This is a genomic window from Nonomuraea sp. NPDC004186 (genome assembly GCF_053603495.1).
This window is the reverse complement of the sequence record NZ_JBSGFQ010000007.1, coordinates 50,431-66,243: the sequence shown is the minus strand read 5'-3', so window position 1 is coordinate 66,243 and position 15,813 is coordinate 50,431. Positions and strand designations below refer to the sequence as shown.

The 15,813-nt window shown below is 69.3% G+C and carries 12 protein-coding genes and 1 other RNA gene; 10 read left to right on the top strand and 3 right to left on the bottom strand.

What is annotated here, in order from left to right:
* Nucleotides 1–24: 24 nt before the first annotated feature.
* The gene (locus ACWEPL_RS07750) at nt 25–4,899 is read left to right on the top strand and encodes an NAD-glutamate dehydrogenase (protein WP_363962520.1); all 4,875 of its coding nucleotides are present in this window, start codon (nt 25–27) and stop codon (nt 4,897–4,899) included.
* 203 nt (nt 4,900–5,102) lie between these two features.
* On the opposite strand, the gene ACWEPL_RS07745 is transcribed toward ACWEPL_RS07750, so the two are convergent.
* From ACWEPL_RS07745 to ACWEPL_RS07735, 3 genes are read right to left on the bottom strand one after another with little or no spacing between them, the layout of a single operon-like run.
* Complete coding sequence (locus ACWEPL_RS07745; protein WP_363962521.1) at nt 5,103–5,585, bottom strand: Clp protease N-terminal domain-containing protein; 483 nt, start codon at nt 5,583–5,585, stop codon at nt 5,103–5,105.
* Nucleotides 5,582–5,812: a hypothetical protein gene (locus ACWEPL_RS07740; protein ID WP_350728452.1), complete on the bottom strand. Its 231-nt coding sequence runs from the start codon at nt 5,810–5,812 to the stop codon at nt 5,582–5,584. The genes ACWEPL_RS07745 and ACWEPL_RS07740 overlap by 4 nt, the downstream gene beginning before the upstream one ends.
* A 46-nt stretch (nt 5,813–5,858) precedes the next feature.
* Complete coding sequence (locus ACWEPL_RS07735) at nt 5,859–6,887, bottom strand: hypothetical protein (RefSeq protein ID WP_452435523.1); 1,029 nt, start codon at nt 6,885–6,887, stop codon at nt 5,859–5,861.
* A gap of 121 nt (nt 6,888–7,008) precedes the next feature.
* Here ACWEPL_RS07735 and prfB point away from each other — a divergent pair, with 121 nt between their 5' ends.
* The 9 genes from prfB to ACWEPL_RS07690 all read left to right on the top strand — a co-directional run bounded on the left by prfB (nt 7,009) and on the right by ACWEPL_RS07690 (nt 15,798).
* The gene (gene prfB / locus ACWEPL_RS07730) at nt 7,009–8,127 is read left to right on the top strand and encodes a peptide chain release factor 2 (RefSeq protein ID WP_363962523.1); all 1,119 of its coding nucleotides are present in this window, start codon (nt 7,009–7,011) and stop codon (nt 8,125–8,127) included.
* Between the two features lie 391 nt (nt 8,128–8,518).
* A complete protein-coding gene (gene ftsE, locus ACWEPL_RS07725; RefSeq protein ID WP_020541427.1) occupies nt 8,519–9,208 on the top strand; it encodes a cell division ATP-binding protein FtsE in 690 nt (229 codons plus the stop codon).
* Between the two features lie 20 nt (nt 9,209–9,228).
* The gene (gene ftsX / locus ACWEPL_RS07720; protein WP_355190861.1) at nt 9,229–10,137 is read left to right on the top strand and encodes a permease-like cell division protein FtsX; all 909 of its coding nucleotides are present in this window, start codon (nt 9,229–9,231) and stop codon (nt 10,135–10,137) included.
* Nucleotides 10,138–10,159: 22 nt separating this feature from the next.
* On the top strand, nt 10,160–10,627 hold the full coding sequence (smpB, locus tag ACWEPL_RS07715; RefSeq protein WP_350728456.1) for an SsrA-binding protein SmpB: 468 nt from the start codon (nt 10,160–10,162) through the stop codon (nt 10,625–10,627).
* A 19-nt stretch (nt 10,628–10,646) separates the two neighbouring features.
* Nucleotides 10,647–12,524 (top strand): penicillin-binding transpeptidase domain-containing protein, encoded by a 1,878-nt coding sequence (locus tag ACWEPL_RS07710; RefSeq protein ID WP_363962524.1) that lies wholly within the window; start codon nt 10,647–10,649, stop codon nt 12,522–12,524.
* 289 nt (nt 12,525–12,813) lie between these two features.
* Nucleotides 12,814–13,197, top strand: a transfer-messenger RNA (tmRNA) gene (gene ssrA / locus ACWEPL_RS07705).
* 333 nt (nt 13,198–13,530) lie between these two features.
* Entirely contained in the window at nt 13,531–13,698 is a 168-nt protein-coding gene (locus tag ACWEPL_RS07700) for a hypothetical protein (protein ID WP_355190865.1), read from the top strand.
* A 74-nt stretch (nt 13,699–13,772) separates the two neighbouring features.
* Nucleotides 13,773–14,780 carry an MvdC/MvdD family ATP grasp protein gene (locus tag ACWEPL_RS07695; RefSeq protein WP_452435521.1) on the top strand — a complete coding sequence of 336 codons (1,008 nt, stop codon included), beginning with the start codon at nt 13,773–13,775 and terminating at the stop codon, nt 14,778–14,780.
* On the top strand, nt 14,770–15,798 hold the full coding sequence (locus tag ACWEPL_RS07690) for a TIGR04500 family putative peptide maturation system protein (protein ID WP_452435520.1): 1,029 nt from the start codon (nt 14,770–14,772) through the stop codon (nt 15,796–15,798). The genes ACWEPL_RS07695 and ACWEPL_RS07690 overlap by 11 nt, the downstream gene beginning before the upstream one ends.
* The last annotated feature ends 15 nt before the right edge of the window (nt 15,799–15,813 follow it).

Sequence of the window (15,813 nt, the reverse complement as noted above, 5' to 3'; positions counted from 1 at the left end):
CCCTCACAAAGGAGTGAGACCGAAATGCCCCTCGACGAGGCCAAGGACGAGCTGCTCCAGCGAGCCGCGGAAAGTTGCGCGGCGAGCAGCGAACATGTGGGCCCCGAGGAGGCCCTGTCCTTCCTCCGGTTCTACTACCGGCACGTCGCGCCGGAGGACCTGCTCGACCGCAACCCCGTTGACGTGTACGGCCCCGCGATGTCGCAGCGGCAGCTGGCCGAGGTCCGCCCCCAGGGCCGGGCGGTCGTCCGCGCCTACACCCCCACGCTGGACGAGAACGGCTGGGACCCGGGCCACTCGGTCGTCGAGGTGGTCACGGACGACATGCCGTTCCTCGTCGACTCCGTCACGATGGAGCTCGACCGCCACGACCTGGGCATCCACCTGCTGGTCCACCCCCAGATGCGGGTGCGCCGCGACATGACGGGCCGGATGCTCGGCCGCGGCCAGGAGGACGTCACCGGCCAGATGCTGGTCGAGTCGTGGATGCACATCGAGGTCGACCGGCAGGCCGATCCCGAGGCGCTCAAGGCGCTCGAGGCCGACCTGCAGCGGGTGCTCACCGACGTGCGCCACGCGGTCGAGGACTTCAGGAAGATGCGGGCGCTGGCCGTACAGACCGCCGAGGACCTGGGCATGAGCCCGCCGCCGCTGGAGCCCGCGGAGGTCGAGGACAGCATCGACCTCCTGCGCTGGCTCGCCGACGGGCACTTCACCTTCCTGGGTTACCGCGAGTACCGGCTCGAGCACACCGACGAGGGCGAGACGCTGCGGGCGCTGCCGGGTGCGGCACTGGGCATCCTGCGCGACGACAAGGTCGGCTCGGAAAGCTTCTCGGCGCTGCCCGCCGAGGTGCGCGCCAAGGCGCGCGAGAAGCAGCTCGTGATCACCACCAAGGCCAACTCGAGGGCCACCGTTCACCGGGCGACCTACCTCGACTACATCGGCGTCAAGATCTTCTCGCCCGAGGGCGAGGTGATCGGCGAGCGGCGCTTCCTGGGCCTGTTCACGCACGTGGCGTACAACGAGTCGATCTCCAGGATCCCCGTGCTCCGCCGGAAGCTGGCGGAGGTGCTGGACAGGGCCGGGCTGGCGCCCGACAGCCACGACGGCAAGGACCTGATCGAGATCCTCGAGACGTTCCCGCGCGACGAGCTCTTCCAGACCTCGATCGACCAGCTCCTGCCGATCGCGCTGGGCGTGCTGCGGCTGCGCGAGCGCAAGCAGGTCAAGCTCTTCCTGCGCCGCGACGACTACGGCCGCTACATCTCCTGCCTGATCTACCTGCCGCGCGACCGCTACACCACCAAGGTGCGGCTGAAGATGCAGGAGGTGCTGCTGAAGGCCCTGGGCGGCAAGTCGCTCGACTACAGTGCGATGATCGGCGAGTCGGTGCTGGCCCGGCTGCACGTGGTCGTGCGGGGCGAGCGGGGCAAGCAGCTCCCGCCGCCGAGCGTGGACGTCGAGGAGCTGGAGGCGCGGCTGGCCGCCCTGACCCGCTCCTGGGAGGACGACCTGGCCACCGAGCTGGGGCGGAGGACCGCCGAGGACGAGGCGCCCGCGCTCATCAAGCGGTACGCCTCCGCGTTCCCCGAGGGTTACAAGGCGGACTTCCCGCCCAAGGTGGCCGTCGTGGACCTGCGCCGCCTGGAGGACCTCGTGGCCGTGGGCGACGGCGCGGAGGTGGACATCAACCTCTACGAGCCGTACGACGCGGCCGAGGGGGAGCGGCGGCTCAAGATCTACAAGGTCGGCTCGCCCATCTCGCTCTCCGAGGCGCTGCCGCTGATCCAGCGGCTCGGCGTGGAGGTCGTGGACGAGCGGCCGTACGAGATCGACCGCGACAACGACCCCAACACCAAGAACGCCTGGATCTACGACTTCGGCCTGCGGTACACGCCGACCGAGGAGGTCGGCAGGGACGACTTCAAGCGGCTGTTCCAGGACGGGCTCAGCGCCCTCTGGAAGGGGCAGGTCGAGGCCGACGACCTCAACTCGCTCATCCTGAGCGCCGGGCTGACCTGGGAGCAGGTCGAGATCCTCCGGGTGTACGCCAAGTACCTGCGCCAGGCCGGGGGCACGTTCTCGCAGACCTACATGGAGCGGGTGCTGGCCGGGAACGTGCGGCTGGCGCGGTTGCTGGTGAGCTTCTTCGAGGCCAAGCTCGATCCGCGGCGCGGCGAGGACGTGCGGCTCGATCTCGCCGAGGCGCTCAACGAGGAGATCCTGGGCGCGCTCGACGAGGTGGCCTCGCTGGACGAGGACCGGATCCTGCGGGCGTACCTGGAGATGATTCAGGCGACATTGCGCACGAATTACTTCCAAAGGGTCGATGGGCACCGCAAACCGTACATATCCCTCAAATTCGACCCGCAGGCGATCAGCGTCCTGCCGCTGCCGCGGCCGAAGTACGAAATATTCGTCTATTCGCCACGGGTCGAGGGCGTGCATCTGCGCTTCGGGAAAGTGGCGCGGGGCGGGCTGCGGTGGTCGGACCGGATGGAGGACTTCCGTACGGAGATTCTCGGCCTGGTAAAGGCGCAGATGGTGAAAAACACCGTCATCGTCCCCACTGGGTCTAAAGGCGGATTTGTCGTTAAACAGCCGCCTGTGTCCGGAACGCGGGAGGAGATGCTCGTCGAAGGCGTCGCCTGCTACCGGACGTTCATCTCCGGCCTGCTCGACGTGACCGACAACCTCGTGGACGGCAAGGTCGTGCCGCCGCCCGACGTGGTCAGGCACGACGGCGACGACACCTACCTCGTGGTCGCCGCCGACAAGGGCACCGCGACCTTCTCCGACATCGCCAACAGCGTGGCCAAGGAGTACGGCTTCTGGCTGGGCGACGCGTTCGCCTCCGGCGGCTCGATCGGCTACGACCACAAGGCCATGGGCATCACCGCCCGCGGAGCCTGGGAGTCGGTCAAGTACCACTTCCGGACCACGGGCCTGGACGTGCAGAGCACCGACTTCACGGTGGCCGGCATCGGAGACATGTCCGGCGACGTGTTCGGCAACGGCATGCTGCTGTCCCGCCACATCCGGCTGGTGGCCGCCTTCGACCACCGGCACATCTTCGTCGACCCCTCGCCCGACGCGGCCACCTCGTACGCGGAGCGGCAGCGCCTCTTCGAGCTGCCGCGCAGCTCCTGGGAGGACTACGACGCCAAGCTGATCTCGGCCGGTGGCGGCATCTTCCCCCGCACGGCCAAGTCCATCCACATCACGCCGCAGATGCGCGAGGCGCTCGGCATCCCCGCCGGGGTCACCTCCCTGGCCCCCAACGACCTGATCAGCGCCATCCTGCGGGCCCCCGTCGACCTGCTGTGGAACGGCGGCATCGGCACCTACGTCAAGGCCGGCTCCGAGTCCAACGCGGACGTGGGCGACAAGGCCAACGACGGGCTGCGGGTCAACGCCGCGGACCTGCGCTGCAAGGTCATCGGCGAGGGCGGCAACCTGGGGTTCACCCAGCTCGCCCGCATCGAGTTCGCGCTGAACGGCGGGCTGGTCAACACCGACTTCATCGACAACTCGGCGGGGGTCGACACCTCCGACCACGAGGTGAACATCAAGATCCTGCTCGACCAGGTCGTCCGCGACGGCGAGCTGACCGACAAGCAGCGCAACCAGGTCTTCACCTCGATGACCGACGAGGTCGCCGACCTGGTGCTGCGTGACAACTACGCGCAGAACGTGGTCCTCGCCGCGGCCCGCACCCAGGCCGTCGAGATGCTCCACATCCACTCCCGCTACCTGCGCCGCCTCGAACGGGACGGCCTGGTCAACCGGGAGCTGGAGTTCCTGCCCTCGGACAAGACGCTGGCCGAGCGCCGCCAGGCCAGGCTCGGCCTGACCGCGCCCGAGTTCTCCGTCCTGCTGGCCTACACCAAGCTGGTCGCCGACGCCGAGCTGCTGGGCTCCGACCTGCCCGACGACCCCTACCTGGCCTCGTGGCTGGTGTCGTACTTCCCGTCCGCGCTGCGCGAGCGCTTCCGCCCCTACATGGACGCCCACCCGCTGCGGCGCGAGATCATCACCACCTGCGTGGTGAACGAGCTGGTCAACTCCATGGGCACCACGTTCATGTACCGCTTCGGGGAGGAGACCGGGGCCTCGACCCCCGACATCGTGCGTGCCTACCTCGTGGCGCGCGAGGTGTTCGACCTGCCCAGCTTCCACCGGGCCGTGGAGGCGCTGGACAACAAGGCCGACACGGCCACCCAGATCGCCATGCTGCTGGAGGCCCGCAAGCTGGCCGAGCGCGGCACCCGCTGGCTGCTGGTCAACCGCCGGCCGCCGCTGGACCTGGCAGGGTCGGTCGCCTTCTTCGTGAAGGGCGTCAACGGCCTGCTGACCCACATCCCCAAGCTGCTGACCGGGCCCGACCTGGCCGCCTACGAGGATCGCCGCGACTCGTTCGTGGCCAGGGGGGTGCCGCTGGAGCTGGCCGAGCGGGCGGCCGCCATGGTGCCCGCGTACTCCATGCTGGACCTGGTGGAGGTGGCGTCGCTGACGGGCCGCCCGGTCGCCGAGGTGGCGGAGGTCTACTTCGACCTGGCGGACCGGCTCCAGCTGGCCCGCCTCCGGGAGCGCATCATCGCGCTGCCCCGGGACAACCGCTGGAACTCGATGGCCCGCTCCGCCCTGCGCGACGACCTCTACGCCGCGCACGCCTCGCTGACCCGCGACGTGCTGGCCCACAGCACGCCGGGGCTGCCGCCGGAGGAGCGGCTGGCCCGGTGGTCGGAGGCCAACTCGGCGGCGGTCTCCAGGGCGCGGCAGACGCTCTCGGAGATCTGGGAGAGCGACCACTTCGACCTGGCCACCCTGTCGGTCGCGCTGCGGGCGATCCGGACCCTGGTGGCGGCCAGCAACCTCCCGCACACGGAGGCGTAGCCAGGCCGCTGTGCTCACGGCGGCCTGGGCCCGGCCCGGCCGCCGTGCGTACCGCGGGTCGGGCCCGGCCGCCGTGCGTACCGCGGTCTGGGTCCGGCCCGGCCGCTGTGTCTACGGCGGCCCGGGCCTGTGCTCGGCCGTGCCCCGGTGGTGCGCCCGGAGCGCCGCGTGGCGTGGGGCGCCTTCCAGGGCGCTCCAGGGGGTCACCAGCTCCCGTCCGCCAGTACCTGCCGGAGGCGGGTCGCCAGCGCGGCCCGGTCCACCCCTGCCAGGGTGAGCGCGCGGGGCACGGTGCCGACCTCGGCCTCCAGGATCCCGAGCACCAGGTGGCCGGGCCTGAGGTCCTTCTTGCCCGTGGCGGAGGCGAAGCCGCGTTCGAGGCAGAGCCGTCCCGAGGCCCCCAGGCTCACGCGGCGGTCCGGGTCGGGGGTGGGCGCCGGGAGGCCGAACGAGGCGGCCGACACCCCGGCCGTGCCCAGGCTGTGCTCGAACTCCCGGTCCAGCGCGTCGCGGATCGCCTGGCGGTCCAGCCCCGCCGAGGTCAGGACCTCGCGGGCGGCGGTGCCCTCCTGGGCGGCGATGCCCAGGAGCAGGTGGTGCGCCTCTATCGCGGCGGACCCGTCCTGCCTGGCCTCGGTCTGGCCGTGCAGGATGACGGCCTGGATGTAGTGGTCGATCGCGCTCACTGTCGTCTCCTCAGCGTGACGCCGGCGGCGATGAGCCGCTTGACGTGCTTCTTGTGCACCGCTTGACGGGTGACTCCGAGCGCCTCGGCGACCTGCGGCCAGCTCCAGCCGGCCCGCATCGCCTGCTCGACGGCGGCGTCCTCCAGCTGATCGGCCAGGCGCCGCAGTGCGACCACGGCCGCCAGCGCGTCAGCGGGCTCCTGGGGTTCGGGAATGTCGGCCGGCATGCAAGCAACCATAGTTGCCTACCGGCGAATTAGTCAACCTAAGTTGCTACTGGCCCGAGGCGCGTGTCAGGGCGCCGTCGTGGGCGATGACGTCGGCGGCGGCGGGGGCCTTCAGAGGGGGCACCACGGTGGCGTACTGGTGCGTCTCGATCAGCTTGAGCGAGCGCCGCAGCACCGGCGTGGTGATGGCCCACTGCGCCTGCTCCGGCACGGGGATGTAGTCGTCCTCGGCCGTCTTCGTCGTCGTGGACGTCGTGCGGGTGAGTGAGTATTGGATCAACGCCCCGCCGTCCTTGGTGCGCAGCGCGTAGACGGGATAGTTGTCGGCACTGAAGATCGAGTCGTAGCTGAACCCGTCGTTCTTCGACTTCTCCCGGAGGCCGGCGATCTGCTCGGCCACGTCCGTCGTGTACGGGCCCGCCGCCAGCAGCCCCGCCGTGACCCCCGCGGACCCGGTCTCGGCCACGCTGGCGTGCACCGGACCCATGAACTGCGGGCTGATCGTGACCGACTTGTCGTCGGGCGCCACCGCGGTCGCGTAGCCGTCGGCGTCGAGCTGGATCTCCGGCACCTCCTGCCTGGGCAGGAGCTCGGCCGCGGAGCTGAGCCGCCACCGGTCGGCGGACTTGGCGAACGTCAGCAGGGTCGGGCTGCCGTCGCGCGTCACCAGCGCGCTGAACCAGGGCGCCTGCTCCGTCGGCGCGAACCTCGGCACGAACAGCTTCGGCGTCCCCCACCTGTAGCGGGGCGGCGCGAAGTCATGCGACAGGAACGCCGCCGCGGTCAGCGGCAACTGCCCGCCCGTCACGACGTCCTTCAGCTCCATGTCCAGGCGTCCCTGGAACTCGCTCGGAGCCCGCAGCGTGTCGTCGGTGGCCGTGAACTTGGAGAACTCCTCCGTGGCCTCGGCCTGAGTGACGGCCGTCATGGGGACGGAGGGCGAGGGGGACGCGGACGCCGACGAGGTCGCGGCCGCCTTGGACGGCTCGGCCGGGGCATTGCCCGTGCAGGCGGTCGCCGCGGCCAGTACGCCGGCGGCGAGCGCCAGCACCTTCCGCCGACCGTATGCACGCACCTCGCCATGTTATTCGCGACCGCGGGGCGGCGGGCCCTCCGGTGCCCGAACAGAAGCCGCCTTTTGACGACGTGGGCGGGATGGGGGGCGCAGCCCTCCGGGGGAAGTAGGCTTGGGAGACGTGGCAGGCATCGATCCGGCAGAAGAGATCAACGAGCTCGCGGGCACGCTCCGCAGCATCCAGGACGTGCTCGACCTCGACGCGATGCGCAAGCAGATCGAGGAGCTGGAGCAGCAGGTTGCCGCACCGGACCTGTGGGACGACCCCGACCAGGCGCAGAAGGTCACCAGCAAGCTCTCGCACCTCCAGGGTGAGCTCAACCGCGTCGAGGGCGTCGCGCGCCGCCTCGACGATCTCAACGTCCTCTACGAGCTGGCGGCCGAGGAGGGCGACGACGACACGCGCGCCGAGGCCGACAAGGAGCTTGAGACGCTCAAGTCCGACATCGGGGCTCTAGAGGTGCGCACGCTGCTCTCGGGCGAGTACGACGCCCGTGAGGCGCTCGTCACGATCAACTCCCAGGCGGGCGGGGTCGACGCCGCCGACTGGGCCGAGATGCTGCTGCGCATGTATCTGCGCTGGGCCGAGCGCAAGGGCTACTCGACCGAGGTCTACGACACCTCCTACGCGGAGGAGGCCGGCATCAAGTCGGCCACGTTCACGATCAAGGCTCCCTACGCGTACGGCACGCTCCGTGGCGAGCACGGCACCCACCGGCTGGTCCGCATCAGCCCGTTCGACAACCAGGGCCGCAGGCAGACCTCGTTCGCCGGGGTCGACGTCGTGCCGGTCGTCGAGCAGACCGACCACATCGACATCAACGAGGACGAGATCCGCGTCGACGTCTACCGGTCGAGCGGCCCGGGCGGCCAGGGGGTCAACACGACCGACTCGGCGGTGCGCATCACGCACCTCCCGAGCGGCATCGTCGTCTCCTGCCAGAACGAGCGCTCGCAGCTCCAGAACCGCGCCACCGCCATGAACGTCCTGCAGGCCAAGCTGCTGGAGCGTAAGCGGCAGGAGGAGGCGGAGAAGATGTCGGAGCTGCGCGGCGCCACCACGACGTCCTGGGGCACGCAGATCCGCAACTACGTGCTGCACCCGTACCAGATCGTGAAGGATCTACGCACGGCCACCGAGGCGGGCAACCCGTCGGCCGTGCTCGACGGCGACCTCGATGAGTTCATCGAGTCCGAGATCCGCTGGATGCGCCGCCAGGAGTCGGGGACCGCCGACTAGAGCCCGCTCAGGTGCTTGAGCACCAGGCTCACGAAGAGCAGGACGACCAGCAGCAGAGCGATCAGAGCGGGTGACAGCCCGGCGAAGCCGTGCTGGTGCATCCGCTCCCTGCTGGCTCGGCAGGTGGGGCAGCGTCCCTCGATCACAGGGTGGGCGCACTGCGCGCATACGAGGTGTTCACAACTCATGACAGCCCCAAGTCTAGCCGCACAATCGTTTTGTTTCCGTTATGGACTTTCCATGCCAGTCTTCCCCCTAGACTGTCGTCTGGCCAATCGGAACGTCGATCAACAGTAAAGACCGCGTAACCCGATCGGCCGGTGGCGGGAAGTGGGCATGTGCCACCCTCGCTTCCGTCCTGACCCCTAGACTGGCATGCCGTGATGCTCTCGTGATCCATTTCGATAATGTCACCAAGGTCTACGCGAACCAGAACCGGCCCGCCCTCGACCACGTGTCCGTAGACGTGGACAAGGGCGAGTTCGTGTTCCTCGTCGGTCCCTCGGGATCAGGCAAGTCCACGTTCCTGCGTCTGGTCCTCAAGGAGGAGCGGCCCAACTCCGGTGCGATCCATGTCGCCGGCAAGGACCTGGCCCGCCTCTCCAACTTCAAGGTGCCGCACCTGCGCCGCCGCATCGGCTGCGTGTTCCAGGACTTCAGGCTGCTCCCGAACAAGAACGTCTACGAAAACGTGGCGTTCGCCCTCGAGGTCATCGGAAAGCCCCGGCGGTTCATCCGCAAGGTGGTGCCCGAGGTCATCGAGCTGGTCGGCCTGGAAGGCAAGGCCCACCGTATGCCCGACGAGCTGTCCGGCGGCGAGCAGCAGCGCGTCGCCATGGCCCGCGCGTTCGTCAACCGGCCGATGATCCTGCTGGCCGACGAGCCCACGGGCAACATCGACCCCGCGACGAGCATCGGCATCATGAAGGTGCTCGACCGCATCAACAGGACTGGCACCACGGTCGTCATGGCCACGCACGACGCGGCCATCGTCGACTCCATGCGTAAGCGCGTGGTGGAGCTGGAGGACGGCAAGATCGTCCGTGACCAGTCGCGTGGCGTGTACGGCCAGGCGTACTGACAGGGAGCTGCAGACAGAACATGCGGGCGAATTTCATCTTCTCCGAGGTCTGGATCGGCCTCCGTCGCAACCTGACCATGACGATCGCGGTGGTGATCACCGTGGCGGTCGGCATGGCGATGCTGGGCGTCGGCTTGATGATCAACGCCCAGGTCGGCATGATGAAGGGCTACTGGGACGACAAGGTCGAGGTCTCGGTCTTCTTGTGCACCAAGGGCTCGGCCATGGAGTCCTGCAAGGGCAAGGAGGTCTCCAACGCCCAGAAGGAGGCCCTCAACACCCTGATCAAGGGCACCCCCGGGGTCAAGGAGGTGTTCTTCGAGGACCAGTCGGCGGCGTACCAGAACTTCCAGAAGCTGTACGCGACCAACAAGGCCCTGGTGAGCACCGCCAAGGTCGAGGACATGCCGCAGTCGTTCCGTATCAAGGTGGCAGACCCCAACAACTACAAGGCCGTCGTGCAGGCCCTTCAGGGGCAGCCGGGCGTGTCGCAGGTGCTGGACCAGGCCCAGTTGGTCGGTCCGTTCTTCGAGATGCTCGACAAGCTCGCGTTCTACGCGCTCGCGGTGGCCATCATCCTGGTGCTGGCGGCGGCGCTGCTGATCGGCAACACGGTACGGCTCTCGGCGTTCAACCGGCGTAGAGAAACGGGCATCATGCGCCTGGTCGGCGCGTCCAATCTCTACATCCAGCTCCCGTTCGTCATGGAAGGCGTCATCGCCGGCCTGATCGGCGGGGTGTTCGCGGCGGTCATCCTGATCGTCACGAAGGTCTTCCTCTTCGAGGAGCTCGGGCGCTACCTGGGCGACGCCACCGCGCAGCTGGGCTGGAACGATGTGGCCCAGACCATCACCATCACCATGGTCATCGGTGTGGTCATCTGTGTGCTGGCATCGTTCGTGACGCTCCGCCGCTACCTGAGGGTCTAGGGATCGCCGGTAAAGTCGAAGCATGCCACGTGAGACCGGGCGTAAGGTCATCGCCCAGAACAAGCGTGCCAGGCACGACTACCTCCTCGAGGACACGTTCGAGGCGGGGCTCGTGCTCCAGGGCACCGAGGTGAAGTCGCTGCGTGAGGGCCGCGCCTCGCTCGTCGACGGCTACGCCAGCATCGACGGCGACGAAGCGTGGCTGCTCAACGTCCACATCCCCGAATACTCCCAGGGGACGTGGACCAACCACGCCGCCCGCCGCAAGCGCAAGCTGCTGCTGCACCGCAAGGAGATCGACAAGCTCGCCGCCAAGACGAAGGAGGGCGGGCTCACGATCGTGCCGCTGACGCTCTACTTCAAGGACGGCAGGGCCAAGGTCGAGATCGCGCTCGCCCGGGGCAAGAAAGACTGGGACAAGCGGCAGTCGCTGGCGGAGCAGCAGGCGAAGCGGGAGATGGCCCGGGCCCTGCGGCACCGCAACCGATGAGACGGCGGCACCGCACCCCATGACACGCGCTCGCCGCATCCTCTCCGCGGCCGCCACCCTGGCGGTCGCGAGCACGACCCTGACCGGCTGCTTCGAGGAGCCCTCACCGCACGACGCGGTGCGGGACTTCCTCGTGGGCTGGCAGTCGGGCGACTACGAGCTCGCCGCCGGCCGCACCGACGGCGATCAGGCCATCGTGCGCAAGACGCTGTCCGACGCCAAGCTGGAGCTCGACGCGGCCTCCTTCCGCTTCAAGATCAAGAGCCTCAGCATGACGGGCGAGGAGGCGAAGGCCGACTTCCGCGCCGAGGTCGACCTGGGGGAGAACAACCCCCTCTGGGAGTACGACGGGCTGCTCCCGCTCCACCTCGTGGACGGCACCTGGAAGGTGCGCTGGTCGCCTTCGGTGCTGCATCCACAGCTCAAGGAGGGGCAGCGGTTCGCCGTCGACACCGACCCGAGGCCGCGCAAGCCGATCGTCGACCGCACGGGCGAGCCGCTGCAGGGCAACACCGTGTTCTACAGCGCGGGTGTCTACCCGGCCAAGCTCGGCGACAAGGCGGAAGAGGTCGCCGCCAAGCTGTCCAAGATCACCGACTACGCGCAGGACCGCCTGCTGAGCCGCATCAGGTCGTCGCCGCCCGACAAGTTCGTGCCGCTGGTCACGTTCGGCCGCTCGCGCTACCAGACGATGCAGTCGAAGCTCGACGCCATCGACGGGATCGAGACCGTGCAGCAGGATCAGCCGGTCAACCCCGAGCCGCCGCAGCAGATCGTCGGCAGCGTCAGCGCGCTCACCCCCGAGACCGAGCAGAAGCTCGGCGGGCCCGAGCGGGCCGGTGACTCGGTCGGCAGGAGCGGCCTCCAGCAGGCCTACCAGGACTACCTGACCGGTTCGACGCAGACCAAGGTGATCACGCTCGACCTGAAGACCGGCAAGCAGGTCGCCCTGCTGAAGGAGTGGCGGGGCCGGGAGAACGTCTCGGTGAAGACCACCATCGACCGGTCCGTCCAGGCGGCGGCCGAGCAGGCGCTGGGCGACACGGAGGCCAGCCTGCTGGTGGCGGTGCAGCGCGACACCGGTCAGATCCTCGCGGTCGGGTCCCAGGGCGAGCTGACCCGGCAGAAGGACCTGAACCAGGAGATGGGCGCGCTGGCCGGCCGCTTCCCCGCGGGCACGGCGTTCTCGATCGTGGCCGCGAACGCGCTGCTCAAGAAGGACGTCAGCCCGAAGCTACGGCTGGCCTGCCCGGACGAGCGCACGGTCGGCGGCGCCAAGTTCGTGCAGGCTGCGGAGTCCACCGGGGTCACGCCCTCGGCCACCTTCCAGGAAAACTTCGCCAAGGGCTGCGTCACCGCGCTGGCCTCGCTGGCCCGCCGCGTCACGGCCGACGACCTGTCCGGGAGCGCCAAGGCGTTCGGCGTGGGCCAGCCGTGGCGGCTGCCGCTCAAGTCGTTCAGCGGCGCGCTGCCGCAGCTGGCCGGCGACGCCGACAAGGCCAAGGCCATCGCGGGCCAGAACGTCGAGGTCAGCCCGCTCGGCATGGCGCTGGTGGCCGCCGCGGTCGCCTCGGGCACCTGGCGCCCGCCGGTGCTGGTCACCGACCCCAGGTCACCCGACCCGACGGTGGAGGCCGCGCAGGCTCCGCAGCCCGCCCCCGTACCCGTCGACCCCAAGGTCCTCGCGACGCTGAAGCGGATGATGGCGGCCGGGGCGACCGGCACGCCCGCCCAGGCGGGCAAGGGCAGGGTCTACGGCGTGACGGCCACGGCTGGCAACCAGCTGAAGTGGTTCGTGGGCTGGCAGGGGGACGTGGCGGTCGCCGTACTGGCGCGTAACCACGACGCCGGAGCGGTCGCGGGCAGCTTCTTCTCGGCCCTTCGGAACTCTTCGTGAAATTGTCGTCACTCTGAGCAACCATTCGAGGGTCCGGCTGCGTCTTACTGAGTGACTGGACCCGCTCGGGGGGTTGCGGATCCAGTCGCCGTGATGAGATCAGGACTTCATCTCGGGGGAAGTCCTGCCGTCCGGACCGGCTCGACCCTGCCGGTCGGCCCCCGGGAGCGCGAGCCGCTGAGCCGCGCTCCCGGGGGTTTCGTCATGGGGAATCAAGTTGGCGTTGGGGGCGTTGTTCCCTGTAGATTCTTGTTGCTCACCTCTTCGGAGGTGTGTTGACAACTGCACAGGGGGTGACTGGCTTCGACTTCGACTTTGCAAGCCAGGTGAAGCGGGCCGAGGACTGCGGACATAACCTCGTTAATCCTGTGACCGCAAACAACAAGTGCCAATTCTAAGCGCACTGTGGCTGCCCAGGATTCCCTGGGCCTCGCTGCCTAAGTAGCGAAACCACTGTCAGCCCGGGAGTGCCTTCGGCCCGGTGTCTGGCATCGTTAGAAGGCTCAACCGCTCGACCCGGCCACGGGGGAGAGCGGGAAATCAAACAGTGGCTGGGCCCGTCGGCGACTCGCCTGCGTGATCGCCGGGGCCGAGAAAAGCACAGCAGGCTGCGCCCGGAGAAGCCCTGACTTGGGGTTGAAGGACGCGGGTTCGATTCCCGCCACCTCCACACCATCAGACCGCCTCTGATCTGCCGAGACCTCGGCAGGCAGGGGCGGTTTTTTGCGTTCAGGGGCCCCAACGTCCTCAGGGGCCTCAAGGTTCTCAAGGCGGCAAGGGCGCCACAGGCCCCTGGACCCGAGGTGTGAGCAGGGGGTTCAGGGGCGCGCAGGGCCCAAAGAGGCTCAAGGGGCTTTTGGTAGGACGCTTGATGCCGCTTGGAGACGGGCGTCGCGGGTGCCGGGGCTGCCGGTACAAGTGGTCCCAGGCCATTCCCAAGGTGCGGGCGCCAAGCTCCTGCACCGGGCCGTAGATCGCGGCCTTCTGTAACCAGATGGGATGTTTGATGAGCAACCTGCTCAAGATCGAGGATCTGCCCGCCGGGGTCTCCGAACTCGTCGGTGAGGAGCTCGAGGTCGTCGCGGGCATGCCCATGGCGGACATGAAGCCCGGCTCGGGCTACACCTGCAGCTCCACGTGGGGCAACCCGAGCGCCGACTGCGTGAATCGCTGATGGTTGCGGCGGGGAGCCGGCAATCACCGGGTGCCGGCTCCCCGCCGCGTGAACGGCTGAAGGAGCATCCGACCGTGTTATTGATCATCAGCAGCCCGCGCGACGACTCGGTGCACACCGTGCGCCCGAAGCTGGAGGAGCGCGGCGTGCCGCTGCTGTGGTGGGACGAGGCCGAGTACCCCGGATCCTCCACCCTCACCACCGCCTTTCTCGACGGCCGGTGGCGGCAGACGCTGACGTTTCAGGGCGAGACGTACGACCTGTCGAAGGTCACCGCGGTCTGGGACCGCCGCCCCGGCAAGGTGGCCGCACCCGCCGTGCGAGAGCCGTCGCAGCGGGCGTTCGCCGAGCACGTGGCCAGGATCGCGCTCGCGGGCGCGTACGGCCTGATGGCAGGGGCGCGGTGGATGCCGGCACCGCCGCCGCACGTCGTAGCGGTGGACAACAAGCTCCTGCACCTGTACCGGGCCACCGAGCTGGGGTTCACCGTGGCCGACACCGTCGTGACGAACGATCCGGAGGCGCTGGCGCAGCTGTGGAACCGGGCCGGCGGCCGGGTCATCACCAAGACGCTCGACTACCGGCCGTTCTTCGTGGACGGCGAGGACCGTCACCTCTTCACGACGGTGGTGCCGAGGCGGCGGCTCGCCGGGCGGCACCGCCTGCGGTACGGGCCCGCGATGCTGCAGCCCAACGTGCCCAAAGCCTACGAGCTGCGGGTGACGGTCGTCGGCGAGCGGGTGTTCGCCGCGAGCATCGACTCCCAGGCGTCACGGATGACCGAGGTCGACTGGCGGCACCTCGAGGATCCCAAGACCCGCTATTCCGCCTACGACCTGCCGCGGAACGTCGCCGACGGCTGCGTACGCCTGGTCGCGGGGCTCGGCCTGAGCTTCGCCGCCCTGGACTTCATCGTGACCCCGGACGGCCGGTACGTCTTCCTGGAGCTCAACGTCAACGGCCAATGGGCCTTCGTCGAGATGCTCACCGGCCTGCCCATCAGCGACGCCATCGCCGACTGGCTCGCCGACGCCACCGCCACCGCCCGTCCCCGCATCGAGGAAGCCGCCGATGTCCGCTGATTCGTTCGCCATGGATCTCTTCGACGCGGTCGTGCTGCTGCGCGACCTCCCGACCTCCCAGGAGGAGGTGGGCGACGCCCGGCGGCGCGTCGGGGACTGGGGCGCGAAGCGGCCGCACCTGCGTGTCCAGCTCGCGGTCGACGAGCCGCCGGGCACCACCAGGGCGGGCTACGACCTGCTCCTGGAGCACCCCGAGGGAGGCACCGTCGCGCTGTCGGCCGAGGTGGACGACGGCATTCCCTGGCTGGTGGACCACTCCACCCATTGGGCGGCGTCGTGCGTCCTCAGCGTCGACGGCAAGGGGCTGCCGGTGGCGGCCGCGCTGTCCACGATCCGCGCGCTCGGCGCCCGGGACCGGCAGCTGCACGAGCGGCTGGTGGACCACCGGATCCTGCTCAGCGAGCTGGAGAACGACATGCGGCCGGTGACTCCGGAGGAGGCGCGGCGGGCCGCCGACGAGTTCCGGCGACGGCGCGGGCTCACCGGTCGTGCGCAGACCCTGCGGTGGCTGGCCGAGACGGGCATGTCGGAGGACGCCTTCTGGAGCCACGTCAGAACGCAGGGCCTGATCGCCCGCGTCCGCGAGCGCTTCGCCGGTGAGCCGGCCCGTCGCCGTCTGGCCGAGCACCCGGAGGAGTTCACGGTGCGGCATGCGGTGTGGGTGATCGGGCCGGACGCCGATGAGCTGGGCGCCCTGCTGGACGGGCCGGTGCCGGGTTTCCACGCGCGGGCGATGGCCGCGCTGCCCGGGAGCCCGGCATCCGGACGGCGCGGGATGCGGTTGCAGGCCGCCGTCGCGCTCACCCCGGAGCTGCCCGAGCCCCTGCGGGCGCTGCCCGAACAGGCCTCGGCCGGGCCCGTTCCGTACGACGGCGGCCATCTGGCGGGGGTCGTCCACGAGGTCGTCCCGCCCGATCCCGAGGCTCCCGAGGTGCTGGAGGCGGCGCGGGACGCGGCGTTCCAGGCGTGGCTGGACGAGCGGCGGCGCACGTCGGAGGTCCGGTGGTTCTGGTTGTGAGAAGGCGCCCGCGGA

Bases quoted from the DNA above. Each gene is read 5' to 3' on its own strand.
- ACWEPL_RS07750 (WP_363962520.1), top strand. From the start codon at position 25: ATGCCCCTCGACGAGGCCAAGGACGAGCTGCTCCAGCGAGCCGCGGAA.
- ACWEPL_RS07740 (WP_350728452.1), bottom strand. From the start codon at position 5,812: ATGCCGGCCGACATTCCCGAACCCCAGGAGCCCGCTGACGCGCTGGCG.
- ftsX (WP_355190861.1), top strand. From the start codon at position 9,229: ATGCGGGCGAATTTCATCTTCTCCGAGGTCTGGATCGGCCTCCGTCGC.
- smpB (WP_350728456.1), top strand. From the start codon at position 10,160: ATGCCACGTGAGACCGGGCGTAAGGTCATCGCCCAGAACAAGCGTGCC.
- ACWEPL_RS07710 (WP_363962524.1), top strand. From the start codon at position 10,647: ATGACACGCGCTCGCCGCATCCTCTCCGCGGCCGCCACCCTGGCGGTC.
- ACWEPL_RS07700 (WP_355190865.1), top strand. From the start codon at position 13,531: ATGAGCAACCTGCTCAAGATCGAGGATCTGCCCGCCGGGGTCTCCGAA.
- ACWEPL_RS07690 (WP_452435520.1), top strand. From the start codon at position 14,770: ATGTCCGCTGATTCGTTCGCCATGGATCTCTTCGACGCGGTCGTGCTG.